This window comes from Pseudomonas sp. CROZ-RG-20F-R04-15, from assembly GCF_022662375.1.
Taxonomy (GTDB): Bacteria; Pseudomonadota; Gammaproteobacteria; order Pseudomonadales; family Pseudomonadaceae; genus Aquipseudomonas.
The window spans coordinates 132,100-156,732 of sequence record NZ_JAKNQL010000005.1; the positions used below are offsets into that span (position 1 = coordinate 132,100).

A 24,633-nucleotide genomic window follows, 5' to 3' on the forward strand; every position below is an offset into this window, starting at 1 on the left:
TTGACCGACCTCGACCTGACAGCGCCGCAAACCGGCAGCGAGTCGCGCCCCCGACGCATCGGCGTATTGGGCGGGACGTTCGACCCGGTGCACATCGGCCATTTGCGCGGTGGCCTGGAAGTCGCCGAAGCGCTGGCGCTCGACGAGTTGCGCCTGATGCCGAATGCGCGGCCGCCACATCGCGGTACGCCGCAGGTGTCGGCGCAGGATCGGTTGGCAATGGTCGAGTGTGCGGTGGCGGGCATGCCGCCGCTGGTGGTGGACGCCCGCGAATTGCAGCGGGACAAGCCGTCCTGGACCATTGATACCCTGGAGTCTATGCGCGCTGAAATGCCCGCCGAGACCCAGGTTTTTCTGCTTTTGGGCTGGGACGCATTTTGCGGCCTGCCCACTTGGCACCGCTGGGAAGAGTTGCTCCAGCATTGCCACATCCTGGTGCTACAGCGCCCGGACGCCGACAGCGAACCGCCGGATGCCTTGCGCAACCTGCTGGCAGCGCGTTCGGTGAGCGACCCGCTGGCCCTGAAAGGGCCGAGCGGACAGATTGCATTCGTCTGGCAGACACCGCTCGCGGTTTCCGCCACCCAGATCCGTCAACTGCTGGCCAGCGGTAAGTCGGTACGTTTCCTGGTGCCCGACGCGGTCCTGGCCTACATCGATGCGCACGGTCTGTATCGTGCGTCGAACTGAGCAAGGCGTGCTTCACTGATACGAATCCACGTATCGCCAAGCCGCCGAATATATGAGCAAAACGAGTTTTATATGACTGACAAAGACCTACCGAAAGTAAAACGCAAAGGCACATTCAAAAGCGCGCCGCTGCCGGAAGTGGCCAATACCAACGAGCCGCTGAAGGGCGACGAACTGGTCAAGCTTGCTGTTGCCGCTCTGGAAGACGTCAAGGCGCAAGACATCCAGATCATCGATGTTCGCGACAAGCAGAGCATCACGGACTACATGATCATCGCCACCGGTACGTCCAACCGCCAGATCAACGCGATGCTCGACAAGGTTCGCGAAGAAGTCAAAAAGCAGGGCGCCAAGCCGCTGGGCGAAGAAGGCAAGGGCGACAGCGACTGGGTGCTCCTCGACCTGGACCTGGTGATCGTGCACATGATGACTGCCTCGGCACGTCAGTTCTACGACCTGGAACGCCTGTGGGCCGGTGCCGAGCAGAGCCGTGCGGCCGATGCCAAACACCATAGCCCGGAAAACACCCACGAGCACTTCACCAAGCTCAACAAAGACCAGCTGTAAGGGATTGCTGTGCGACTGCGCCTGATCGCCGTCGGTTCACGCATGCCCAAGTGGGTGGAAGAAGGCTGGCATGAATATGCCAAGCGTCTTCCGTCCGAGCTGGCGCTGGAACTGGTGGAAATACCGCTCAATACCCGTGGCAAGAATGCCGACGTGGCCCGATTCATCCGCCAGGAAGGCGAAGCCATGCTGGCCAAGGTCGGGCCGAACGAGCGGATCGTCACGCTGGAAGTCCACGGCAAACCCTGGAGCACCGAGCAGTTGGCGGTCGAACTCGACCGCTGGCGGCTGGATTCGCGCACGGTCAATTTCATGGTCGGTGGCCCGGAAGGGCTGGCGCCGGAAGTCTGTGCCCGTGCCGATCAGCGCTGGTCGTTGTCGCCGCTGACGTTGCCGCACCCGCTGGTGCGGATCCTGATCGGCGAACAGTTGTATCGTGCCTGGACCGTGCTGTCCGGTCACCCTTACCACAAGTAATCCAGCCCTCATGTCTCAGCCGATCCGCATCAAGGACCACGAAAAGGACGCACGCCTGGTGCGTAGCCGCGTCGTGTTCGGGGCCATTGCGGTCATGCTGTTGATCTGCGTACTGATTGCGCGCCTGTATTACTTGCAGGTGATCCAGTACGAGTACCACTCGACACTGTCGGAGAACAACCGCGTCCACGTGCAGCCGATTCCGCCGACGCGCGGACTGATTTTCGACCGTAATGGCGTGGTGGTGGCGGACAACCGTCCGAGCTTCAGCCTGAGCATGACCCGCGAGCGTTCCGGCGACTGGCAGCAAGTGCTCGACGTCATTGTCGAAGTGCTGGAACTGACGCCCGAGGACCGGGTGATCTTCGAGAAGCGCATGCGTCAGGGGCGCCGGCCATTCGAGCCGGTACCGATCCTGTTCGAGCTGAGCGAAGAGCAGATTGCCCGGATCGCGGTGAACCAGTTCCGTCTGCCTGGTGTTGAAGTGGTTGCGCAGCTGGTTCGTCACTACCCGCAGGGCGCGCATTTTGCGCACTCGGTTGGGTATATGGGGCGGATCAACGAGAAAGAGCTGAAGAGCCTCGATCCGGTCAACTACAGCGGCACCCATCACATCGGCAAAACCGGCATCGAGCGTTTCTACGAGCCGGAATTGCACGGTCAGGTTGGTTACGAAGAAGTCGAGACCAACGCCCGTGGCCGCGTGCTGCGTGTGCTCAAGCGCACCGATCCGATTCCGGGCAAGGACATCGTCCTCAGTCTGGACATCAAATTGCAGGAAGCGGCCGAGGCAGCATTGGGCGGGCGTCGCGGTGCGGTGGTGGCGCTCGATCCGAAGACTGGCGAAGTGCTGGCCATGGTCAGCCAGCCGAGTTTCGACCCGAACCTGTTCGTCACTGGCATCAGCTTCAAGGCTTATGCCGAGCTGCGTGATTCCATTGATCGACCGCTGTTCAATCGTGTGCTGCGCGGTCTGTACCCGCCGGGTTCGACGATCAAACCGGCGGTGGCGATTGCCGGTCTCGATTCCGGTGTGGTGACAGCGTCGAGCCGGGTGTTCGACCCCGGCTACTACATGCTGCCCAACTACGATCACAAATACCGTAACTGGAACCGCACCGGTGACGGCTTCGTCGATCTTGATACGGCGATCATGCGTTCCAACGACACCTACTTCTATGACCTGGCCCACAAGCTCGGCATTGATCGGTTGTCGGCTTATATGAACAAGTTCGGCATCGGCCAGAAGGTCTCGCTGGACATGTTCGAAGAATCCCCCGGCCTGATGCCGTCCCGCGAGTGGAAGCGGGCGACGCGCAAGCAAGCATGGTTCCCGGGTGAAACACTGATCCTCGGGATCGGTCAGGGCTACATGCAATCGACCCCGCTGCAGCTGGCTCAGGCCACGGCGCTGGTCGCCAACAAAGGCATCTGGAATCGTCCGCACCTGGCCAAATCCCTCGAAGGGGTGAAGCCGGTGGACGAAAATCCGATGCCGGACATTGTCCTGCGTGATCCGTCCGACTGGACCAAGGTCAACCACGGCATGCAGCAGGTGATGCACGGCGCGCGAGGTACTGCGCGCAAAGCAGCGATCGGCGCGCAATACCGGATTGCCGGCAAGTCGGGTACCGCTCAGGTGGTGGCGATCAAGCAGGGTGAGAAGTACGACCGTTCCAAGGTTCAGGAGCGCCACCGCGACCACGCCTTGTTCGTCGGTTTTGCCCCGGCCGATGACCCGAAAATTGTTGTATCGGTGATGGTCGAGAACGGTGAGTCCGGCTCCGGTGTTGCGGCGCCGGTGGTGCGGCAGGTCATGGATGCCTGGCTGCTCGATCAGGACGGACGCTTGAAGGCCGAATACGCCAGCCCAATCAGTGCGGAGGCTACGGCCCGTGATGAATAACTTTGATCGCATGCTCTCCAGTGAGGATGTGATGCGTCGCCGCGCGACGCTGCTGCAAAGACTGCATATCGATGGCCCGTTGTTGATCCTGCTGCTGATTCTCGCTGCCGGCAGCCTGTTCGTGCTGTACTCGGCGAGCGGCAAGAGCTGGGATCTGCTGGCCAAGCAAGCCACCTCGTTCGGCATCGGTCTGGTGTCGATGATCATCATCGCCCAGTTCGAACCGCGCTTCATGGCGCGTTGGGTGCCACTTGGCTATGTGATCGGCGTGGTGCTGCTGTTGGTGGTGGACATCATGGGTCATAACGCCATGGGCGCCACGCGCTGGATCAATATCCCCGGGGTGATCCGCTTCCAGCCCTCGGAGTTCATGAAAATCCTGATGCCGGCGACCATTGCCTGGTATTTGTCCAAGCGTACGCTGCCGCCGCAACTCAAGCATGTCGGCATCAGCCTGATGCTGATCGGTGTGCCGTTCGCGCTGATCGTGCGTCAGCCCGATCTCGGCACTTCGCTGCTGATTCTGGCGGGCGGCGCGTTCGTGCTGTTCATGGGCGGGCTGCGCTGGCGCTGGATTCTCAGTGTATTGGCGGCGGCGATCCCGGTGTCGGTGGCGATGTGGTTCTTCATCATGCACGACTACCAGAAGCAGCGAATCCTGACCTTCCTCGACCCGGAAAGCGATCCGCTGGGCACCGGCTGGAACATTATTCAGTCGAAAGCCGCGATCGGTTCCGGCGGCGTGTTCGGCAAGGGCTGGCTGCTGGGCACCCAATCGCACCTGGACTTCCTGCCGGAAAGCCACACTGACTTCATCATTGCCGTGCTCGGTGAAGAGTTCGGCCTGGTGGGCATTTGCGCCTTGTTGCTGATCTATCTGCTGCTGATTGGCCGGGGGCTGGTGATCACCGCCCAGGCGCAAACGCTGTTCGGCAAATTGCTCGCCGGTTCGTTGACCATGACGTTTTTTGTTTACGTTTTCGTCAACATCGGTATGGTCAGTGGCCTGCTGCCAGTTGTAGGGGTGCCGTTGCCGTTCATTAGCTACGGAGGAACTTCGCTGGTGACGCTGCTGTCAGCGTTTGGGGTTTTGATGTCGATCCATACCCATCGCAAGTGGATCGCACAGGTTTGAATAAGGTGAAGAGTTCAATGCAAGTAATGCGTGGCTGGGCGACTCGATGCGCGCCGCTGGTTGGCCTGATGGGCCTGCTGGGCAGCGTGCAGGAAGCGCTGGCCGGCGAATACGAAGGCTCGCCGCAGGTGGCCGAGTTCGTCGGTGAAATGACCCGCGACTACGGTTTCGCCGGTGAGCAATTGATGGCGGTGTTCCGCGAGGCTCAGCGCAAACAGGCGATTCTCGACGCCATTTCCAGACCTGCCGAGCGGGTCAAACAGTGGAAAGAATACCGCCCGATGTTCATCACCGACGCGCGTATCGCCCGTGGTGTGGATTTCTGGCGTCAGCACGAGGCGACCCTGGCCCGTGCCGAACAGGAATACGGCGTACCGGCACAAGTCATCGTGTCGATCATCGGCGTTGAAACCTTTTTCGGACGTAATACCGGCAATTACCGGGTAATCGATGCCTTGTCGACGCTCGGTTTCGACTATCCTCCCCGTGCCGAATTTTTCCGCAAGGAACTGCGTGAGTTCCTGCTGCTGGCCCGTGAAGAACAGGTCGATCCATTGACCCTCAAAGGCTCTTACGCCGGGGCCATGGGCCTGCCGCAGTTCATGCCGAGCAGCTTTCGCGCCTATGCGGTGGATTTCGACGGTGACGGCCACATCAATATCTGGAACAACCCGGATGATGCGATCGGCAGCGTAGCGAGCTATTTCAAGCGTCACGGCTGGGTCGCCGGTGAGCCGGTGGTCAGCCGTGCCGATGTGCGTGGCGAGCAGGTCGACGAAGGCCTGACCACCGGTATCGAGCCGACGAAAACGGTCGGAGAGTTGCGAGCGCTGGGCTGGTCAAGTCATGATGCGCTGCGCGATGATATGCCGGTTACTGCATTTCGCCTCGAAGGCGACAACGGCCCTGAATACTGGATGGGCCTGAAGAATTTCTACGCGATCACGCGTTATAACCGCAGCGTGATGTACGCCATGGCCGTACATCAACTGTCTGAACAGCTGGTACAAGCACGGGGCGTCAAGTAATGCAGGCATTGCCTAACAGTAAACCCCTGAAGCTGGTGGCATTCGCTGCGTTGGCAGTGCTGGTCGCCAGTTGTTCGACCAGCCGTTCGCCAACGCCGAAAACCTCGAATACTGCTGTGCGCGCGCAACCGGGCCTGGACATCAACCGTGCGCACAAAGACGGCGCGCCGTGGTGGGACGTCGACGTGTCGCGCATCCCCGATGCGACGCCGACCCTGCACACCGGCCCGTACAAGGCCAACCCGTACACCGTACTGGGCAAAACCTACTTCCCGCTGCAGGAATCCAAGACCTACGTCGCTTCCGGCACGGCGTCCTGGTACGGCACCAAGTTTCATGGCCAGAACACTGCCAACGGCGAGGTCTATGACCTGTATGGCATGAGCGCCGCCCACAAGACATTACCGCTGCCAAGTTACGTTCGGGTGACCAACCTGGACAACAACCGCACAGTAATCCTGCGGGTCAACGACCGTGGGCCGTTCTATTCCGATCGCATCATCGACTTGTCCTACGCCGCCGCGAAAAAACTCGGTTACGCCGAAACCGGCACCGCACGGGTCAAGGTCGAAGGCATCGATCCGCAGCAATACTGGGCCGCCAAGGGCCGTCCGGCACCATTGATGCTCAACGAGCCGCAGGTCGCGCAGAACAGCGCTCCGGTGATCACGGCCTCGGCCGGCACCGTCGAGCAATGGACGCCGCCACCGCAACAACACGCCTCTGACACCGTCCCCGTGCCGATGAGTGCAAAAAAAAACGCTTCTGCAACAGCAACTGGCCAGTATCTGCAGGTGGGCGCGTTCGCCAACCCGGACGCTGCAGAGCTGCTGAGGTCGAAGCTCAGCGGGATGGTGAGCGCTCCGGTGTTCATCAGCTCGATCGTGCGCAATCAGCAGACTCTGCATCGGGTACGCCTGGGGCCGATCGGTTCGCCGGGTGAAATTGCCCAGGTGCAGAACAGCGTGCGCCTGGCCAACCTTGGTTCGCCAAGTGTGGTCACCGAGTAACACGTAGAACTTGATTGACGGTTCACTTGCGGTATTGGGGGGTGAACCAGGTTGTTGGCTCGTCGAAGAACAAAAGCCCGGCAAGGGTGACTGGAGTGAGCAACTGAACACGCGATGGCTCGTTAGAAAGTCATCTGATTAAATTTTGTCCGCAAGGACAGTTTCCATTAGCGATTTCGAGAGACGGATGAACATCACCACCTTTGCCAAACGCCTGTGTCTGCTAGTCCCGCTGCTCCTCTCGCCAGCCGCCTTCGCGGCCGAGATGATGCCGTCGCCACCGCAACTGGCCGCCAAAGCCTACGTACTCATGGATGCCGCCAGCGGTAACGTGCTGGTAGAGAACAACGGTGACCAGCGTCTGCCACCGGCCAGTCTGACCAAGCTGATGACCGCGTACATCGCGACCCTGGAAATCCGTCGCGGCCAGATCGGTGAAAACGATCCGGTGACCGTCAGCGAAAACGCCTGGCGCACCGGCGGTTCGCGGATGTTCATCAAAGTCGGCTCGCAGGTGACTGTCAGCGATTTGCTGCACGGCATCATCATCCAGTCCGGCAACGACGCCAGCGTGGCGCTGTCCGAGCACATCGCCGGTAGCGAAGATGCGTTCGCCGATCTGATGAACAAGACTGTCACCGATCTGGGCATGACCAATACCCACTTCATGAACCCGACCGGTCTGCCAAATCCTGAGCACTACTCGTCGGCTCACGACATGGCGATTCTGGCCCGCGCAATCATCCACGAAGACCCGGCTCACTACGCGATCTACTCGCAGAAAGAGTTCTTCTGGAACGGCATCAAGCAGCCTAACCGCAACCTGCTGCTGTGGCGCGACAAGACCGTTGACGGTCTGAAAACCGGTCACACCGACGAAGCCGGCTACTGCATGGTGTCCTCGGCTGTACGTGATGGCCAGCGCCTGATTGCTGTGGTGTTCGGCACCAACAGCGAAGTGGCCCGTGCTGCTGAAACCCAGAAGCTGCTGACTTACGGCTTCCGTTTCTTCGAAACCCAGACCTTCTACCAGAAGGGCACCGAACTGGCTCAGGCCCCGGTGTGGAAAGGCACCACCAATCAAGTCAAGGCCGGCCTGGCTGAAGACCTGACCATGACCCTGCCAAAAGGCCAACTGAAGAAGCTTGCTGCGAGCATGACCATGAACCCGCAACTGACCGCGCCAATCGCCAAGGGCGACGTGATCGGTAAAGTCGAAGTCAAACTGGAAGACAAGGTCGTGCACAGCGCGGACCTGATCGCTCTGGATGGCGTCGAGGAGGGTGGTATCTTCCGCCGCATGTGGGATAGCATCCGTCTATTCTTCTACGGCTTGTTCAACTGATTTGTGTTGACCTGCATGGCCCCGCCCCGATCCGGTGCGGGGCCATGCGCGTTATCACGGCTTGCGCTCAAGAGGCCGTTACGCCATGACCGATACCGAAGTAAAGGCGCCAAAGATCGAATTCCCGCAGACTGATTATCCGATTAAGGTGATCAGCGATACGGGTGTTGGCAACAAGGACAAGATCATCGAGATCGTCCTGAAGCACGCCACCATCAATGATGAGCGCATCGACGAGCGTCAAAGCAGCAACGGCAAATACACCACCATCCAGTTGCACATCGTCGCGACCGATCAGGATCAGCTGTACAACATCAACAGCGATCTGCGGGCAACCGGTTTCGTGCACATGGTGTTGTGATGCCGGGCACGCTGGGCTTTCGTGAGCTCGGCCAGATGGCTTACGAGCCGGTCTGGCATGCCATGCAACGTTTTACCAACGAACGCGGCAGCGATGCCGCCGACGAAATCTGGCTCGTCGAACACCCACCGGTGTTCACTCAGGGCCAGGCCGGCAAGGCCGAACACTTGCTGCTGCCGGGCGATATCCCGGTGGTGCAGGTCGATCGCGGCGGCCAGGTGACTTATCATGGTCCGGGCCAGTTAGTGGCCTACCTGTTGCTGGATGTACGCAAGCTGGGTTTCGGCGTGCGTGATCTGGTCAGTCGCATGGAGCTTTGCCTGATCGAACTGCTGGCCAGCTACGGCGTAACCGCAGCGGCCAAGCCAGATGCTCCCGGCGTGTACGTCGACGGAGCGAAAATCGCTTCTCTGGGTTTGCGGATTCGCCACGGTTGTTCCTTTCATGGCCTGGCCCTGAACGTGGATATGAACCTGGAACCGTTTCGACGGATTAATCCCTGCGGCTATGCCGGGCTGGCGATGACCCAGCTGAGCGATCACGCAGGATCGATTGAATTTGCCGAGGTAAGTGCCCGGCTGCGTGCGCAGCTCGTCAAACACCTCGACTATGCTGAGCAGACGACCCTGACGGGCGGAATCGACTGATATGACTACTGATGCAGTGCAAACCATGATCCCGACGCTCGACGTGACCGAGCGCCCGGCCCCGCGTCCCAAGGTAGAAGCCGGCGTCAAGCTGCGCGGCGCCGAGAAGGTTGCACGCATCCCGGTAAAGATCATTCCGACCACCGAACTGCCGAAGAAACCTGACTGGATTCGTGTGCGCATCCCGGTTTCGCCGGAAGTTGACCGGATCAAGAGCCTGCTGCGCAAACACAAGCTGCACAGCGTTTGCGAAGAAGCGTCCTGCCCGAACCTCGGTGAGTGCTTCTCCGGCGGCACCGCGACTTTCATGATCATGGGTGACATCTGCACCCGTCGCTGCCCGTTCTGCGACGTCGGCCACGGTCGTCCAAAGCCACTGGACGTCAACGAGCCGGAAAGCCTGGCCATCGCCATCGCCGACCTCAAGCTCAAGTACGTGGTGATCACCTCGGTTGACCGCGACGACCTGCGTGACGGCGGTGCCCAGCACTTTGCCGACTGCATCCGCGAAATCCGCAAATTGTCGCCGAACGTGCAGCTCGAGACCCTGGTCCCGGACTACCGTGGCCGTATGGATGTCGCGCTGGAAATCACCGCAGCCGAGCCGCCGGATGTGTTCAACCACAACCTGGAAACCGTGCCGCGCCTGTACAAGGCTGCGCGTCCGGGTTCGGATTACCAGTGGTCGCTGACCCTGCTGCAACGTTTCAAGCAGATGATGCCGCACATTCCGACCAAGTCCGGTCTGATGCTGGGTCTGGGCGAGACCGACGAAGAAGTCATTGAAGTCATGAAGCGCATGCGCGAACACGACATCGACATGCTGACCCTCGGTCAGTACCTGCAACCGTCGCGCAGCCACTTGCCGGTACAGCGTTTCGTGCACCCGGACACCTTCGCCTGGTTTGCCGAAGAAGGTTACAAGATGGGCTTCAAGAACGTCGCTTCCGGCCCGTTGGTACGTTCTTCGTACCATGCCGACGAGCAGGCGAAGCTGGTCAAGGCTGAGCTGCTGGGTTCCTGATCCGGCGCTGAATCAAAAAATGCCCGCCGAGGTTTTAACGCCCGGCGGGCATTTTTTTGCCCGTCTTACATTCGCTGCTGATTTTTCCTGCAACCTGCGGCGTGGCCGACCCTCTTCTGTTTGCCCCCGTTCCTGACTACTGTGTGTGCATGACTTACAGGGAGATCCAAGGATGACCGTTCGACCGACCCACACACTTTGTCCGCACAGAGCCGTGCCCGCGCTGCCCTCAGAAGGGCTGATCGGTGTCATTGCTCCTGCGGGTCCCGGAACCCTGGACACCGATAAAGCGGTGCAATGGATGCGCGCGCGTGGCTATGGGCTGAAGGTGTTTCCAGGTGTCTATGAAAAGGATGGCTATCTGGCCGGCAGTGATGATGTGCGCCTGCGAGACCTGCACGCGGCGTTCGCTGACCCCGAGGTCGACGCGATCATTTGCCTGCGTGGCGGCTACGGCACGCCGCGCCTGCTCGACCGGATCGACTACGACCTGCTCAGCCGCAACGCCAAGCCATTCGTCGGCTACAGCGATATCACCGCGCTACACCTGGCCATCAGCCGTTATGCCGGATTCGTGACCTTCCACGGGCCGCTACTCAATGCTGATCTGCTGGGCGACAAGGAGCCGCCAACCGTCACTTCGTTCTTTGCCATGCTGCGCGGGCAATTGAAGGCGGGAAGTGTGCTGAGCCATCCGGTGGCTTATCCGTTGACCACGGTCGAACCCGGTATCGCCCACGGTCGCTTGCTTGGCGGCAATCTGGCGATGATTGCATCGACGTTGGGTACGCCATACGAGATTGATGTCGAAGGGGTGATTCTGCTGATCGAAGACGTCAACGAGCCGCTATATCGTATTGACCGGTTGCTGACCCAGATGCGTCTGGCCGGCAAGCTGGCGAGGTTGCGCGGGGTGTTGGTCGGGGATATTGCAGGCGTGGATATCGAAGCGCTGAACCGCTTGCTCAAGCAGACCTTCGAGCCTTTACGAATTCCGGTTTTGTCTGGCTGGCGTAGCGGGCATTGTGATCCGAACCTGACATTGCCGATGGGCGCGTTGGTGCGGCTGGATGCCGGGAAGAAGGAATTGATGCTGGAGCAGGATGTGGTGATCAAGGCTTAAAGATTTATTGCCTGATAGTCAGTCTTCGCGAGCAAGCTCGCTCCCACATTTGATCTGTGGCGTTCACAGAACCAATGTGGGAGCGAGCCTGCTCGCGAAAGCGGTATACGCCATACGACAGTCTTTCTACTGAGTACGCAGGCTTTCCAGCAACTTGTGCGTCGGATACCCGTCCGCCGGCCAGCCAAATGACTGCTGGGCACTGCGAATCGCCTTACGGGTATTGGCGCCGATAATCCCGTCCGCGGTGCCAGCGTCGTAATTGCGCGCACTCAGCAGCGTCTGCAATTCCATGCGCTCGGTACGGCTCAGCGGCAGGTCATCTTTCGGCCAACTGCCGTTGATCAAACCGCCGCCGTTGAAACGCTCCGATAAAAGGCTAACCGCCAATGCATAGGACGACGAGTTGTTGTACTTGAGGATCGCCCGGAAGTTGTCGAGGATCAGGAACGCCGGGCCACGATAGCCCGCCGGAAGCAGCAGGGCGGCGGACAGCTGATCAGTGCCCGCAGGTGCCTGGCCGCCGTTCGGCAGAATCACGCCCAACTGACGCCATTCGGCAACGCTCTTGCGAATCGCGCCATCAGCCAGGGTGTAGTTGAAGCTGCTCGGCAGTTGTACTTCGAAGCCCCACGGCTGGCCGCGTTGCCAGCCAGAGCTTTGCAGGTAATGTGCGGTGGAGGCCAGCGCGTCCGCTGGGCTGCCCCAGATATCACGGCGGCCATCGCCGTCAAAGTCCACAGCGTGGGTGTTGTAGGTAGTCGGAATGAACTGGGTCTGGCCCATCGCACCCGCCCAGGAGCCGAGCATCTTCTCCGGTGTGATATCGCCCTGTTGCAGGATCTGCAGGGCGGCGATCAGCTGAGCGTGGGCAAAGCCCGGGCGGCGGCCTTCGTAGGCGAGGGTGGCCAGGGAGTTGATCACCGACTTGCTGCCCTGAAACTGGCCGAAGTTGCTTTCCATACCCCACACCGACACCAGCGCCTGGCGGTCGACGCCATATCGCTGTTCGATGCTTTGCAGGATGTCGGCGTACTGACTGATCAGCGCCTGACCTTTTCGGACGCGCAGCGGCGAGAGGGCGCCATCGAGGTATTCCCACACTGGCCGGGAGAACTCCGGTTGACTGCGGTCGGCCCGAATCACGCTGGCGTCGAAGCTGACATTGGCGAACGCGCGATCGAACAGATCCGCACGAATTCCGGCGGCCAGGGCATCCTTGCGGAAACCGGCCTGCCATTCAGCGAAGGTTTGAGTCGGTTGCAGATCGAGAGGGTCGGCGGACGGCACTACCGGCGGGATAATCGCTGGGGCCGTGGCGACAGGGGCAGCTTGAAGGGGTTGCGCATCGGCGGCGGTGGGTTTTTCCGCGCAGGCGACAAGCAGAATGAAGCTGGAGGCAGCGATCAATTGGCGAACAGGCCAACGACGGGAAAGACTAAAGGGCATGCACGGTTCCAGGGGATACGAATCAGGTGCAGACCTTAACATGACCGAGGGGTACTGCGCTTCAGGCAGCCAGAAAGTAAGAAGCCTCCCAGCTGTCAGACTGGAAGGCTTCGCGGCGGTAGCTGCCTTTACCCTTGGTTGGTCGTTCCTGACGACTGCGGAACAGCGGCTGGGCGACGATGGATTTGGCCTTGTTGGGGCCATGTTTCGATGGCTTTTTGCTCATGAGGATTCTCTCGAGTGAGTGAGTTTTGCGGGGGAAATAATCTGCCGATGTCGGGCGTCTGTCCAGTCCCTGATAGGTAGGAATATTCTGACATTTTCGCGAGCAAGCTCGCTCCCACATTTGGAATGCATTTCAATGTGGGAGCGAGCTTGCTCGCGAATGGCCGTTATGCGGTAGAACAGATTATTCGGCGGGGAGTGTCAGACGCTGGCCAGACATCAATAATGCCAAGCGGCTCAGGCTCATCCATGGCGAGCCGGCTGCCTGACCTTTGATCTGCGCATCGATACGCTGAGCTTCGAGCAACAACTGCGCCCAGCGTTGCGCCGAGTAGCGTTGCAGGGCTTTGCTCATTAACGGTTTGCGCTTGTCCCAGACCGGCGGTCTGGCCTGACTGAAACACTTGTCCAGCGGCGTGCCCTGGCTGTACTGCAACGAGATGTTGGCCAGCAGACGCAACTCCCGCGCCAGCGCCCAGAGAATCACCGGTGGCTCGACACCCTCGCCACGCAAGCCTTCCAGCATGCGCAAGGCATGGGCCGGCTCGCCGTTGAGCACGGCGTCGGTCAAGCCGAACACGTCAAAACGCGCACTGTCGGCCACAGCGGCCTGCACGGTTTCAACAGAGATCTGGCCACCTTCGGCCATCAGCTTGAGCTTCTCGATTTCCTGCGCGGCAGCGAGCAGGTTGCCCTCGACACGCGCAGCAATCAATTCGACGGCGTCCTGAGTCGCCGATAGCCCGGCCTGAGAGAGACGCTGACGAATCCAGCTCGGCAATTGATTGGCGTCCACCGGCCAGATCTGAATGAACTGGGTTTGCTGGCCTTCAACCAGCGCCTTGCCCCACTTGGTTTTCTGCGCACTGCCATCGAGCTTGGGCAGGCTGACCAGAAGCACCGTGTCTTCAGCGGGGCGCGAGCAGTATTCGATAAGTGCCGCGGCACCTTTGTCACCGGGCTTGCCCGAAGGCAGACGCAGTTCCAGCAGGCGTTTTTCCGAGAACAACGACATGCTGGCACCGGCCTGCAACAACGTACCCCAATCGAAATTGGCGTCGGCGGCAAAGACCTGGCGTTCGTCAAAACCTTGCTGGCGCGCAGCACCGCGGATGGCGTCGGCGGCTTCCTGGCACAGCAGCGGGTCATCGCCACTGATGATGTAGACCGGGCCGAGAGCGCCTTGCAGGTGTTTGCCGAGTTGGGCGGGAGCGAGCTTCATAAGAAATGCCGAACGGGGCGCCTGAGCGCCCCGAACGTCTTACTGCTGCGGTATTTCGAGCGGCGACTGACGCGGGGTTTCCGCTTCAGCCTTTTGCGCCGCTTGCAGCGCATCGGCTTCTGCCTTGGCGCGGTCATTGGCGGCTTGCTGCAGTTGTTGCAGCTGGCCCGGCGTCAGTTGCTGCAGGCGCAGCATCATGCGCTGAACCAGTTCGCGAGTGGTTTCGCGACGGGCATCGTTGGCTTCCTGATCGGAGCCCACGAGGTTGTTGCCGTCGTGGATAAACACTTTCTGAACTTCAAGTTTGTCGCTGAGCAGTTGCAGGTTCTTGTCGCCACGGATCTCATAGTTCAGAACAGTGTTGACCTGATACTCGCCCGTACGACCGGCACCGGCGTAGCTGAGGATGCGCTGGCTCTCCTGCTGGTCAGCCAGGTACAGCTTGTACGGAGCACCGCTGTAAACCTTGACGCCGCTCGACTCCAGCACCTGACGCAGTTGCGTGACCGTCTCGCCGTAGGCGTTACGGGCGCTCAGGTCGAGTTCCTTGATCGACAGTTCGTTGGTGCCGGTACCGCGCAGCTGGAAACCGCAGGCGCTCAACAGAACGGCGAGGCCCATCACCAGCAGATTGCGTTTGATCATTGTGTTGCTCCCCTTGAAACCACGTGGGCCGACTGTACGGCCCGAAAGGTTTTACTTGGCGTCAGGCGAACCTGACGCCCGATCCAATTAGCTGGCGACGATATTGACCAGTTTCCCGGGCACTACGATCACTTTACGAATAGTCAGACCATCGACGAAACGCAGTACGTTTTCGTTGGCACGGGCTGCCGCTTCAACTTCTTCACGCGTTGCGCTGGCTGGCATGTCGATCTGACCGCGCAGCTTGCCGTTGACCTGGATCACCAGGGTCAGGCTGTCCTGTACCAGCGCGCTTTCGTCGACTGCCGGCCAGCCAGCGTCGATGACTGCGTCGGCGTGACCCAGCTTGTTCCACAGCTCGTGGCTGATGTGCGGCGTGATTGGCGCCAGCAGCAAAGTCACGGCTTCCAGACCTTCGTGAATCAGTGCGCGATCCTGTGCGGTGCCTTGTGCGGCTTTTTCCAGCACGTTCATCAGCGTCATCACCTGAGCGATGGCGGTGTTGAATTTGTGGTTCTGGCCGACGTCGTGGCTGGCTTGCTTGATGGCCACGTGGATCGAGCGGCGAACGGCTTTCTGCTCGTCGTTGAGACCGGCGATATCCAGTTTGCCCGGCAAGCCCTGACTGACATGGGCTTGCGCCAGACGCCAGACGCGCTTGAGGAAACGGTGCGAACCTTCAACGCCGGAGTCGGACCATTCGGCGCTCATGTCTGGCGGCGAGGCGAACATCATGAACAGGCGGCAGGTATCGGCGCCGAACTGATCGATCATCGACTGTGGGTCGACACCGTTGTTCTTCGACTTGGCCATCTTCTCGGTGCCGCCGATTTCCACCGGCAGACCGTCGGACTTCAGTTTGGCGCTGATGACCTTGGCTTTGCTGTCGCGCTCGAGTTCTACGTCCGCCGGGTTGAACCAGGTGTAGGCACCATTGGCTTCGCGACGGTAGTAGGTTTCGGCGATCACCATGCCTTGGGTCAGCAGGTTCTTGAACGGCTCGTTGGAGCTGACCAGACCTTCGTCACGCATCAGCTTGTGGAAGAAGCGTGCATAGAGCAGGTGCAGAATGGCGTGTTCGATACCACCGATGTACTGATCGACCGGCAGCCAGTGGTCAGCGGCGGATTTTTCCACCAGACCGCCTTCAAAGTGCGGCGAGGCGTAACGCGCGTAGTACCACGAGGACTCGACGAAAGTGTCCATGGTGTCGGTTTCACGCTTGGCAGGCTGGCCGCATTTCGGGCAGCTGCACTCGTAGAATTCAGGCATGCGTGCCAGCGGCGAACCGGCGCCGTCCGGCACCACGTCTTCCGGCAGGACCACAGGCAGTTGATCTTCCGGCACCGGCACGTCACCGCAAGCATCACAGTGGATGATCGGGATCGGGCAGCCCCAGTAGCGCTGGCGGCTGATGCCCCAGTCGCGCAGACGGAACTGGGTACGCGAGGCGCCCAGTTCTTTCTTGATCAGGGCCACTTCCATGGCGTCGAACGCGCCAGCGAAGTCGAGGCCATCGAATTCGCCGGAGTTGATCAGCGTGCCGTGCTCGCCATAGGCGTCTTGCCACGGGGCCGGGTTGCTGTCGCCAGAGCTGGTACGCACTACCGATTTCACCGGCAGGTTGTACTTGTGAGCGAATTCGAAATCGCGCTCGTCGTGCGCCGGTACAGCCATGACTGCGCCGTCGCCGTAGTGCATCAGCACGTAGTTGGCGACCCAGACCGGGAGTTTTTCACCGGTCAGCGGGTGCTCGACGAACAGGCCGGTTGGCAGGCCTTTCTTCTCTTGCGTGGCAACGTCGGCTTCGGCAACGCTGCCGCCCTTGCATTCAGCGATGAACGCTTGCAGCTCGGTGTTGTTTTTTGCCGCCAGAGTGGCCAGTGGATGCTCGGCAGCCACGGCGACATAGGTCGCGCCCATCAGGGTGTCCGGACGGGTGGTGAAGACTTTCAGGGTGCCGGCTTCGCCGATGGAATCGACGTTGTACGGGAACTGCACTTCCATGCCGCGGGATTTGCCGATCCAGTTGCGTTGCATGGTCTTGACCTGTTCAGGCCAGCCAGTCAGTTCGTCGAGGCTCTCCAGCAACTCATCCGCATAAGCGGTGATCTTGAAGTAGTACATCGGGATTTCGCGCTTTTCGATCAGCGCGCCGGAACGCCAGCCGCGACCGTCGATCACCTGTTCGTTAGCGAGAACGGTCTGATCGATCGGGTCCCAGTTCACGGTGCCGTTTTTACGGTAGATCACACCTTTTTCGAACAGGCGAGTGAACAGCCATTGTTCCCAGCGGTAGTAATCCGGCTTGCAGGTAGTGACTTCGCGCGACCAGTCGACCGCCAGGCCCAGGCTGCGCAGCTGGGTTTTCATGTAGGCGATGTTTTCGTAGGTCCACTTGGCCGGCGCGACGTTGTTTTTCATCGCGGCGTTTTCCGCCGGCATGCCGAAGGCGTCCCAACCCATCGGTTGCAGAACGTTCTTGCCGAGCATGCGCTGGTAGCGGGAGATCACGTCGCCGATGGTGTAGTTGCGCACATGCCCCATGTGTAGCTTGCCGCTGGGGTAAGGGAACATCGACAGGCAGTAGTAGGTTTCCTTGCCTGGCTGTTCACTGACTTCAAAGGACTTTTGCTCGTCCCAGAACGACTGGGCGGCGGCTTCGATTTCACGGGGCTGATATTGTTCGTGCATGGCTACTTTTGTACTGGATAGGGGTGGCCTAATCCTCTTCAACGCAGGTTCCGGGATTGGCCCGGACGAGCTGGAAGTGGAATTACAGGAAGCGCCGTAGCATACATGACCGCGCTTGGCCTAGGGAAACCCTGATTACAGCTACATGCGCCGTAACACATGCGCCGGGGGCCGTTGGTCGCGGCGTGCAGCCGGTTTGTACAGCGAAGCTAAGCTCTAACTGGGGAGTGAGTCTTATCTTCAATGAGGTGAGGGATGGTGGAGCAACGGCAAAAAAACGTGACTAAACCCGAGTTGTACGAGAGGTTGATCGATCGTCTGGGTATGGCCCTGGACGCTGTAAAAACCGCTGACCGGCTGCGCGACGAGCGCCCCCTGGAACTGGAATTGCGTGGCTTGAGCCCCGCTGAGTTCAAACTGGTCAAGGCCTATCTGGATCGTAGTGAACGTGAATCGCACGGATGCCTGTCACAAGCAGTGAAGCAGCTCGATGCAGCACATTCGGCCAAGGTCATCTGGCTCAAGGACAAGGCGCCCGGCAGAGACACCGTCAAGGTTCGCTCTTTGCAGGCCAAGTAAGCGCATGGCAGGTCAAGAACCGGATCTTTTTCTACAGGATCCCACCTATTGGTTGTAACGCTTTATTAACACTCTTAGGCTTCGGGCATCTCTGGAGATGCTCGATGCCCTTTCGTTATTTCATCAAACAACTTTTATTACCCCCCGGCATTCTCTTGCTGCTGTTGCTGGCTGCGTGGTGGTTGCGCCGCTCGCGGCCGCGCCTGGCTGGCGTGTGCTTTGCGCTTGGCTTTGGCGGATTGTGGCTGATGAGCCTGCCGGTGGTGGTGCAGTGGGGCGCCAAAGCGCTGGAGCGCGAACCGCCATTGGCCCGTGAGGAGTGGGCAACGCTGGCACAACGTGCCGATGCCATTGTGGTGTTGGGCTCCGGGCGGGAGCGTGGTGATCTGGCGTGGGGCGAGGATCAGCCGACCGGCGTGGGGCTTGAGCGTCAGCGGTATGCGGCTCGACTGGCGAAGGCATCCGGTTTGCCGATTTTGACCACTGGTGGCCTGCATTACGGTACGCCGCCGACCGAGGCGAAGTTGATGGCGGATTCGTTGCGCGATGACTTCGGTGTGACCGTGCGTTGGCAGGAAGGTGAAAGCCGTACCACGTGGGAAAACGCCAAATTCACCGCCGACATACTGTTGCCACAAGGGATCAAGCGCGTGGTTGTCGTCACTCAGGCCTGGCACATGCCGCGCTCGGTGTGGAGTTTTCAACAGGCGGGATTTGAAGTGGTGCCGGCGCCGGTCGGGTTTCTGGGGACCGATAACGCAAGACCGTTTGGTGGCTGGTTGCCGGAGTTCAAATCGATCTGGCAGAGCGGGCAGTTGCTGAATGAAGCGGTGGGGCAGGTGGGGTATTCGTTGTTTTACCGCGGTGATTGATCGTTCCCACGCTCTGCGTGGGAATGCATCCCGTGGCGCTCTGCGCCACATCCGAAGCGGAACGCGGAGCGTCCCCGGCGGCATTCCCACGCGGAGCGTGGGAACGATCATTGTCGGAGGCTTTAAAGGGTTTTCGACATCCGGCTCGCCATCAGCGCCCAGCCAAACAGCAGCAAGCACAGGATGATCAACGGCCACGAACGCCATTGCAGGTAAGGCGTCAGGTTGTGCATCGGCACCACTTCGCCGTACAAAATGCCCTGTTCAAATTGCGGAATCTGCTCGGTGATCTGCCCGAACGGGTTGATCAGTCCGGTCACGCCGTTGTTGGTTGCGCGGATCATCCAGCGACCCGCCTCCAGTGCGCGCATCTGCGCCATCTGCAAATGTTGCAGCGGACCGATCGAGGTGCCGAACCAGGTGTCATTGCTGATCGTCAGCAGCAGATCGCTGCGCGCCGACAGGCTGGCGGCGAATTCCGGATAGACCACCTCGTAGCAGATGAACGGCGCAATCTGATAACCCTTGGCCTGCAACAGTGCCTGATCCGCCGGGCCACGGGCGAAGTCCGACATCGGCAGGTCGAAGAAGGCGATCAGCCCGCGCAACACATCCTGCAACGGTACGTACTCGCCGAATGGCACCAGTTTCTGCTTCAGGTAGGTGCCATCGCCTTCGCCCACTACGGTGATGCCGTTGAAGAAGCGTTTTTCGTGACGAACGGTTTGGCGAATCGGCACACCAGTGATCAGCGCCGATTTACGTTCGGCAGCGAAGGTGCCCATCATGCTCAGGTAACCTTCGGCAGACTCCTTGAGTACCGGCACGGCGGTTTCCGGCCAGATCAGCAGATCGACCGGTTTCGAGCGGAAACTCAAGTCGCGGTACAGCGCCAGTTGGGCGTTGAGTTCGGCCGGATCCCATTTCATGCTTTGCGCGACGTTGCCCTGAATCGCGGCAACCGTCAGAGGTGCGCCGGACGGGCTGGTCCAGGCGTGGCCTTTAAGCGCGATACCGGCAATCCAAGGGCCGACCAGCAACACCAGACCCGCAGCGACAAAACCTTTGCGGCCGGTTTGCAGCAGGCGGGAAGCGTTGTAGATCAGTGCTGCAGTCAGTGCCAGTACGAACGATACCAGCCACATGCCACCGACCGGCGCAAGCCCGGCCAATGGACCGTCGAGCTGGCTGTAACCGGAATACAGCCACGGGAAACCGGTGAGGAACCAGCCACGAAACGCTTCCTGGCCGACCCATAACGCAGCAAACGCCAAGGCATCCGCCACCGGCGCTTCGTTACGGCGCAACCAGCGTGCCCATAGCCACGCCGGCAGCGCAAAGAACCAGGCAATCGCCGCCGTAAACAGCAGCATCAGGAACCCGGCCAGCAACACCGAAGCACCGCCGAAGTGGTGAATGCTGTAATAGATCCAGCTGGTGCCGGCCCCGAACAGGCCGAAACCGAAGCACCAGCCACGGCCCAATGCCTGACGCGGGCTCAGCTCGCGCAAACCGGCATAGAACAGACCGACCGCCAGCAAAGCCAGCGGCCAGATGTTGAAAGGTGCCAGAGCGAAGGTGGTGATTGCACCGGCCGCCACGGCCAGCAGGTTACCGGGCCAGCCGGGGCGGGTTGTCCAGCGCATTTCAGTCCTTAGATGTATTACCGAGCGATTGGCGTGAGTCGCAGCAAATGAATCCGACGGCTGTCGGCGTTCAGGATGCGGAAACGATAGGCGCCGATTTCAGTGATTTCGTTGCGTTTTGGCAAGTGCCCGAACGCGCTCATCACCAGACCGCCGACGGTGTCGAACTCGTCATCGGAGAATTCGCTGTCGAAGAACTCGTTGAAGTTCTCGATCGGCGTCAGGGCCTTGATCAGGAAGTCGCCACTGGGCAGCGGCTTGATGTAACTGTCTTCTTCGACGTCGTGCTCGTCTTCGATGTCGCCGACGATCTGCTCCAGCACGTCTTCAATCGTTACCAGACCGGCCACACCGCCGTACTCGTCGATGACGATGGCCATGTGGTTGTGGTTGGCGCGGAATTCACGCAGCAACACGTTCAGACGCTTGGACTCCGGCACGAACGTGGCCGGGCGCAGCAGATCCTTGATGTTGAAGCTGTCGCCGTTTTCCTTGAGGATCAGCGGCAGCAGATCCTTGGCCAGCAGCACGCCCATCACATCGTCATGGCTTTCGCCGATGACCGGATAGCGCGAGTGGGCCGAGTCGACCACGGCCGGGAGGAATTCACGCGGTGTCTGGGTCGCCTTGATGCTGATCATCTGCGAGCGCGGCACCATGATGTCGCGTACTTGCAGGTCAGCCACCTGAATGGCGCCTTCGACGATGGCCAGCGCTTCGCTGTCCAGCAGTTTGTTCTGATGTGCATCACGCAGCAGCTCGAGGAGCTCCTGACGGTTCTTCGGCTCGTGGGCAAAAGCCTGGGTCAGTTTACCCAGCCATGACTTCTGCCCGTTGCTCGATCGATCTTCGCTCATAGCGATTACTCTGAATCCTTTGTTGTAACGATAGGGGATGTTTCGGTTTCGTCGTCCGCGTACGGATCGGGATAGCCCAATTCAGCAAGCAACTCGCGTTCCAGTGCTTCCATTTCTTCGGCTTCTTCATCATCTATATGGTCGTAACCGAGCAGATGCAAGCAGCCGTGAATGACCAGATGTGCCCAATGGGCGTTTAGTTCCTTGCCTTGTTCGGCGGCTTCACGCTCAACCACCGCCACGCAGATCACCAGATCGCCGAGCAGCGGGATATCGAGAAACTCGTCAGGCACTTCAGCCGGGAATGACAGGACGTTGGTCGCGTAATCCTTGTGGCGCCAGGTGTGGTTGAGCTCGCGACCTTCTTCTTCGTCGACCAGACGAATGGTCATTTCCGAGTCGGCGGTGCGCTGGCGCAGGGCCAGTTCGCACCACAGGCGGAAGTCGGCCTCGTTCGGCGCGTTCGCGTCAGTCGCGATTTGCATGTCTAGCTCAAGCATTTCGCGAGGTGTCCTTGGGCGCTTCGTCACGGTTTTCGAAGCGCTCGTAGGCTTCGACGATCCGCTGGACCAAAGGATGGCGCACGACGTCTTTGGGCTGGAAGTGCGTGAAGCTGATGCCCGGCACGTCTTTGAGCACTTCGATCACATGGTGCAGACCCGATTTGGTGCCTTTCGGCAGGTCGACCTGGGTGATGTCGCCGGTGATGACTGCTGTAGAGCCGAAGCCGATGCGGGTGAGGAACATCTTCATCTGTTCGACGGTGGTGTTCTGGCTTTCGTCGAGAATGATGAAGCTGTTGTTCAGCGTGCGGCCGCGCATATAGGCCAGCGGGGCAACTTCGATCACTTGACGTTCGATCAGCTTGGCCACGTATTCGAAGCCGAGCATCTCGTAGAGCGCGTCATAGAGCGGGCGCAAGTACGGGTCGATCTTCTGCGACAGGTCGCCGGGCAGGAAGCCGAGTTTTTCACCCGCCTCAACAGCCGGACGCACCAGCAGAATGCGGCGGATTTGCTCGCGCTCCAGGGCATCGACGGCGCACGCCACGGCCAGATAGGTCTTGCCGGTACCGGCCGGACCGATGCCGAAGTTGATGTCGTTGCCGAGAACTTCCTTCACGTAGCGCAACTGATTCAAGCCGCGCGGGCGAATCATGCCTTTCTTGGTGCGCAGGGCGACGGAGGCTTCGGCGGGGGCGTGATTGTCCAGCTCGACGACGGACGATTCCTGCAGGAACAGGTGCACCGTATCTGGCGACAGCTCTGAACCTTTGGTTTCCCGGTACAGGCGACGAATCAGATTTTCCGCAGACGTGGTGTGCTTGGGATCGCCGATCAGCTCGAACTGGTTTCCGCGGTTGCGGATCTCGATGGTCAGGCGCTGTTCGATCAAGCGCAAATGCTCGTCGAATTGCCCGCACAGATTGGCGAAGCGGCGAGCCTCAAAGGGCTCTAGGATAAAACGATGTGGTTCTATGGGTGCGTTCAAGGTCGTATTTAGCCGCCCTGGGGCAATTAAGATGAAATCAAGGATAACGCCAGAGGCGTGGGTGCGAAAGCTCTTATATGAGGTCGCCCGTTTCATGCCTCTGACGCTGTACCTGTGGGAGCGAGCCTGCTCGCGAAAGCGTTTTGCCGAACACATCTATGTTGAATGTGCCGCCGCCTTCGCGAGCAGGCTCGCTCCCACAGGGGGAATGCAGTGTTACTGGATCAGCGAGCCGCGCAGCGAGTGCGGTTGTGCCGCGTCGATGTGTACGTCGGCGAACTGCCCGATCAGGGTTGGATTGTCGCAGCGGAAGTTGACGATACGATTATTCTCGGTGCGCCCTTGCAGCTCGCCCGGGTCTTTTTTCGAGTAATCGGTGACCAGAATGCGCTGGATCGAGCCGACCATTTGTCGGCTGATCTCAAAGCCTTGCTGATTCAGACGGTGCTGCAGCGCGTTCAAGCGTTCTTTCTTCAGCTCTTCCGGGGTGTCGTCGGCCAGATCGGCAGCCGGGGTGCCCGGGCGCTGGCTGTAAACGAAGGAGTAGGAGAAGTCGAAACCGACGTCGGCAATCAGCTTCATGGTCTGTTCGAAATCTTTCTCGGTCTCGCCGGGGAAACCGACGATGAAGTCCGAACTGATGCAGATCCCCGGCACCGCCGCGCGCAGTTTGCGCAGCTTGGATTTGTATTCCAGCGCGGTGTGGTTGCGCTTCATCGCCGCGAGAATCCGGTCGGAACCCGATTGCACCGGCAAGTGCAGATGCTTGACCAGTTCCGGCACGTCGGCGTGGGCCTGGATCAGGCTGTCGGAAAACTCCAGCGGGTGCGACGTGGTGTAACGGATGCGGTCGATGCCGTCGATGGCGGCGACAACGCGGATCAAATCGGCGAGATCAGCCAGTCGACCGTCGTGAGTGGTGCCGCGATAGCCATTGACGTTCTGCCCCAGCAACGTCACTTCACGCACGCCGTTTTCGGCGAGGTGGATGACTTCGGCGATCACGTCGTCGAACGGCCGGCTGACTTCTTCGCCACGGGTGTAAGGCACCACGCAGAACGTGCAGTACTTACTGCAACCTTCCATCACCGACACATAGGCGCTCGGACCATCGATGCGCGGTTCGGGCAGATGGTCGAATTTTTCGATTTCCGGGAATGAGACGTCGACTTGCGGCAGCTTGGTGATACGCGCAGCGTCGATCATTTCCGGCAGGCGGTGCAGGGTCTGCGGGCCGAACACGACGTCGACGTACGGCGCGCGATCGCGAATCGCCGCGCCTTCCTGGCTGGCCACGCAACCGCCGACGGCGATCACCATGTCCGGGTTGGCCAGTTTCAGTTCGCGCCAGCGGCCGAGCTGCGAATACACGCGATCCTGGGCGCGCTCGCGGATCGAGCAGGTGTTGAGCAGAATCACGTCGGCGTCTTCCGCACGCGCGGTGACTTCCAGGGCCTGATGTTCGCCCAGCAGATCGACCATGCGCGAGCTGTCGTACTCGTTCATCTGGCAACCGTGGGTTTCGATGTAAAGCTTCTTGGCCATGGAGTAGGGTCGTCACGTGATTCAAAGAACCCGGCATTATAGGGAACAAGCCCTCAGGTTCCTACCGCTGCGCGTCCGGTGGCTATGCTATAGTT

The 24,633-nt window shown here is 60.1% G+C and carries 24 protein-coding genes; 14 read left to right on the forward strand and 10 right to left on the reverse strand.

Annotation, left to right across the window (positions count from 1 at the left end):
- The 12 genes from nadD (at position 1) to L8H52_RS10180 (ending at position 11,313) form a co-directional block, all read left to right on the forward strand.
- Complete coding sequence (nadD, locus tag L8H52_RS10125) at positions 1-690, forward strand: nicotinate-nucleotide adenylyltransferase (protein ID WP_185036712.1); 690 nt, start codon at positions 1-3, stop codon at positions 688-690.
- 72 nt (positions 691-762) lie between these two features.
- Positions 763-1,257: a ribosome silencing factor gene (gene rsfS, locus L8H52_RS10130; protein ID WP_042561254.1), complete on the forward strand. Its 495-nt coding sequence runs from the start codon at positions 763-765 to the stop codon at positions 1,255-1,257.
- A 9-nt stretch (positions 1,258-1,266) separates the two neighbouring features.
- Positions 1,267-1,734: a 23S rRNA (pseudouridine(1915)-N(3))-methyltransferase RlmH gene (gene rlmH, locus L8H52_RS10135; protein ID WP_003185785.1), complete on the forward strand. Its 468-nt coding sequence runs from the start codon at positions 1,267-1,269 to the stop codon at positions 1,732-1,734.
- Between the two features lie 10 nt (positions 1,735-1,744).
- Complete coding sequence (gene mrdA / locus L8H52_RS10140) at positions 1,745-3,640, forward strand: penicillin-binding protein 2 (RefSeq protein WP_242206933.1); 1,896 nt, start codon at positions 1,745-1,747, stop codon at positions 3,638-3,640.
- A 31-nt stretch (positions 3,641-3,671) separates the two neighbouring features.
- On the forward strand, positions 3,672-4,775 hold the full coding sequence (rodA, locus tag L8H52_RS10145; RefSeq protein WP_242207058.1) for a rod shape-determining protein RodA: 1,104 nt from the start codon (positions 3,672-3,674) through the stop codon (positions 4,773-4,775).
- A gap of 17 nt (positions 4,776-4,792) precedes the next feature.
- A complete protein-coding gene (mltB, locus tag L8H52_RS10150; RefSeq protein ID WP_093434581.1) occupies positions 4,793-5,803 on the forward strand; it encodes a lytic murein transglycosylase B in 1,011 nt (336 codons plus the stop codon).
- Positions 5,803-6,813: a septal ring lytic transglycosylase RlpA family protein gene (locus L8H52_RS10155; protein ID WP_242206934.1), complete on the forward strand. Its 1,011-nt coding sequence runs from the start codon at positions 5,803-5,805 to the stop codon at positions 6,811-6,813. Before mltB ends, L8H52_RS10155 begins: the two co-directional genes overlap by 1 nt.
- Before the next feature lie 187 nt (positions 6,814-7,000).
- Positions 7,001-8,158, forward strand: a complete 1,158-nt coding sequence (locus tag L8H52_RS10160; protein WP_016986121.1) for a D-alanyl-D-alanine carboxypeptidase family protein — start codon at positions 7,001-7,003, stop codon at positions 8,156-8,158.
- An 85-nt stretch (positions 8,159-8,243) separates the two neighbouring features.
- Positions 8,244-8,519, forward strand: a complete 276-nt coding sequence (locus L8H52_RS10165; protein WP_242206935.1) for a DUF493 domain-containing protein — start codon at positions 8,244-8,246, stop codon at positions 8,517-8,519.
- Positions 8,519-9,166, forward strand: coding sequence for a lipoyl(octanoyl) transferase LipB (lipB, locus tag L8H52_RS10170; protein WP_008087909.1), 648 nt, complete (start codon positions 8,519-8,521; stop codon positions 9,164-9,166). The genes L8H52_RS10165 and lipB overlap by 1 nt, the downstream gene beginning before the upstream one ends.
- Before the next feature lie 25 nt (positions 9,167-9,191).
- Positions 9,192-10,190 (forward strand): lipoyl synthase, encoded by a 999-nt coding sequence (gene lipA / locus L8H52_RS10175; RefSeq protein ID WP_161986515.1) that lies wholly within the window; start codon positions 9,192-9,194, stop codon positions 10,188-10,190.
- 172 nt (positions 10,191-10,362) lie between these two features.
- Positions 10,363-11,313: an LD-carboxypeptidase gene (locus L8H52_RS10180; RefSeq protein ID WP_242206936.1), complete on the forward strand. Its 951-nt coding sequence runs from the start codon at positions 10,363-10,365 to the stop codon at positions 11,311-11,313.
- 126 nt (positions 11,314-11,439) lie between these two features.
- Here L8H52_RS10180 and L8H52_RS10185 read toward each other — a convergent pair whose 3' ends face one another.
- The 5 genes from L8H52_RS10185 to leuS all read right to left on the reverse strand — a co-directional run bounded on the left by L8H52_RS10185 (position 11,440) and on the right by leuS (position 17,548).
- Complete coding sequence (locus L8H52_RS10185) at positions 11,440-12,762, reverse strand: lytic murein transglycosylase (protein ID WP_242206937.1); 1,323 nt, start codon at positions 12,760-12,762, stop codon at positions 11,440-11,442.
- Positions 12,763-12,823: 61 nt separating this feature from the next.
- On the reverse strand, positions 12,824-12,988 hold the full coding sequence (gene arfA / locus L8H52_RS10190; protein ID WP_016986126.1) for an alternative ribosome rescue factor ArfA: 165 nt from the start codon (positions 12,986-12,988) through the stop codon (positions 12,824-12,826).
- Positions 12,989-13,171: 183 nt separating this feature from the next.
- On the reverse strand, positions 13,172-14,209 hold the full coding sequence (gene holA / locus L8H52_RS10195) for a DNA polymerase III subunit delta (RefSeq protein WP_242206938.1): 1,038 nt from the start codon (positions 14,207-14,209) through the stop codon (positions 13,172-13,174).
- 39 nt (positions 14,210-14,248) lie between these two features.
- On the reverse strand, positions 14,249-14,854 hold the full coding sequence (lptE, locus tag L8H52_RS10200; RefSeq protein WP_242206939.1) for an LPS assembly lipoprotein LptE: 606 nt from the start codon (positions 14,852-14,854) through the stop codon (positions 14,249-14,251).
- Positions 14,855-14,941: 87 nt separating this feature from the next.
- A complete protein-coding gene (gene leuS / locus L8H52_RS10205) occupies positions 14,942-17,548 on the reverse strand; it encodes a leucine--tRNA ligase (protein ID WP_242206940.1) in 2,607 nt (868 codons plus the stop codon).
- 255 nt (positions 17,549-17,803) lie between these two features.
- Here leuS and L8H52_RS10210 point away from each other — a divergent pair, with 255 nt between their 5' ends.
- Both L8H52_RS10210 and L8H52_RS10215 read left to right on the forward strand, forming a co-directional pair.
- Positions 17,804-18,127: a hypothetical protein gene (locus L8H52_RS10210; RefSeq protein WP_038361885.1), complete on the forward strand. Its 324-nt coding sequence runs from the start codon at positions 17,804-17,806 to the stop codon at positions 18,125-18,127.
- A gap of 104 nt (positions 18,128-18,231) precedes the next feature.
- Positions 18,232-18,999, forward strand: a complete 768-nt coding sequence (locus L8H52_RS10215; RefSeq protein ID WP_242206941.1) for a YdcF family protein — start codon at positions 18,232-18,234, stop codon at positions 18,997-18,999.
- Between the two features lie 122 nt (positions 19,000-19,121).
- On the opposite strand, the gene lnt is transcribed toward L8H52_RS10215, so the two are convergent.
- The 5 genes from lnt to miaB all read right to left on the reverse strand — a co-directional run bounded on the left by lnt (position 19,122) and on the right by miaB (position 24,538).
- Positions 19,122-20,645, reverse strand: coding sequence for an apolipoprotein N-acyltransferase (gene lnt / locus L8H52_RS10220; RefSeq protein WP_242206942.1), 1,524 nt, complete (start codon positions 20,643-20,645; stop codon positions 19,122-19,124).
- Positions 20,646-20,662: 17 nt separating this feature from the next.
- Positions 20,663-21,502 carry an HlyC/CorC family transporter gene (locus L8H52_RS10225; protein WP_007909641.1) on the reverse strand — a complete coding sequence of 280 codons (840 nt, stop codon included), beginning with the start codon at positions 21,500-21,502 and terminating at the stop codon, positions 20,663-20,665.
- 5 nt (positions 21,503-21,507) lie between these two features.
- Positions 21,508-22,002, reverse strand: a complete 495-nt coding sequence (gene ybeY, locus L8H52_RS10230; protein WP_242206943.1) for an rRNA maturation RNase YbeY — start codon at positions 22,000-22,002, stop codon at positions 21,508-21,510.
- Positions 21,995-22,993 (reverse strand): PhoH family protein, encoded by a 999-nt coding sequence (locus L8H52_RS10235; RefSeq protein WP_242206944.1) that lies wholly within the window; start codon positions 22,991-22,993, stop codon positions 21,995-21,997. The genes ybeY and L8H52_RS10235 overlap by 8 nt, the downstream gene beginning before the upstream one ends.
- A gap of 216 nt (positions 22,994-23,209) precedes the next feature.
- Entirely contained in the window at positions 23,210-24,538 is a 1,329-nt protein-coding gene (gene miaB, locus L8H52_RS10240; RefSeq protein ID WP_242206945.1) for a tRNA (N6-isopentenyl adenosine(37)-C2)-methylthiotransferase MiaB, read from the reverse strand.
- Positions 24,539-24,633: the final 95 nt, after the last annotated feature.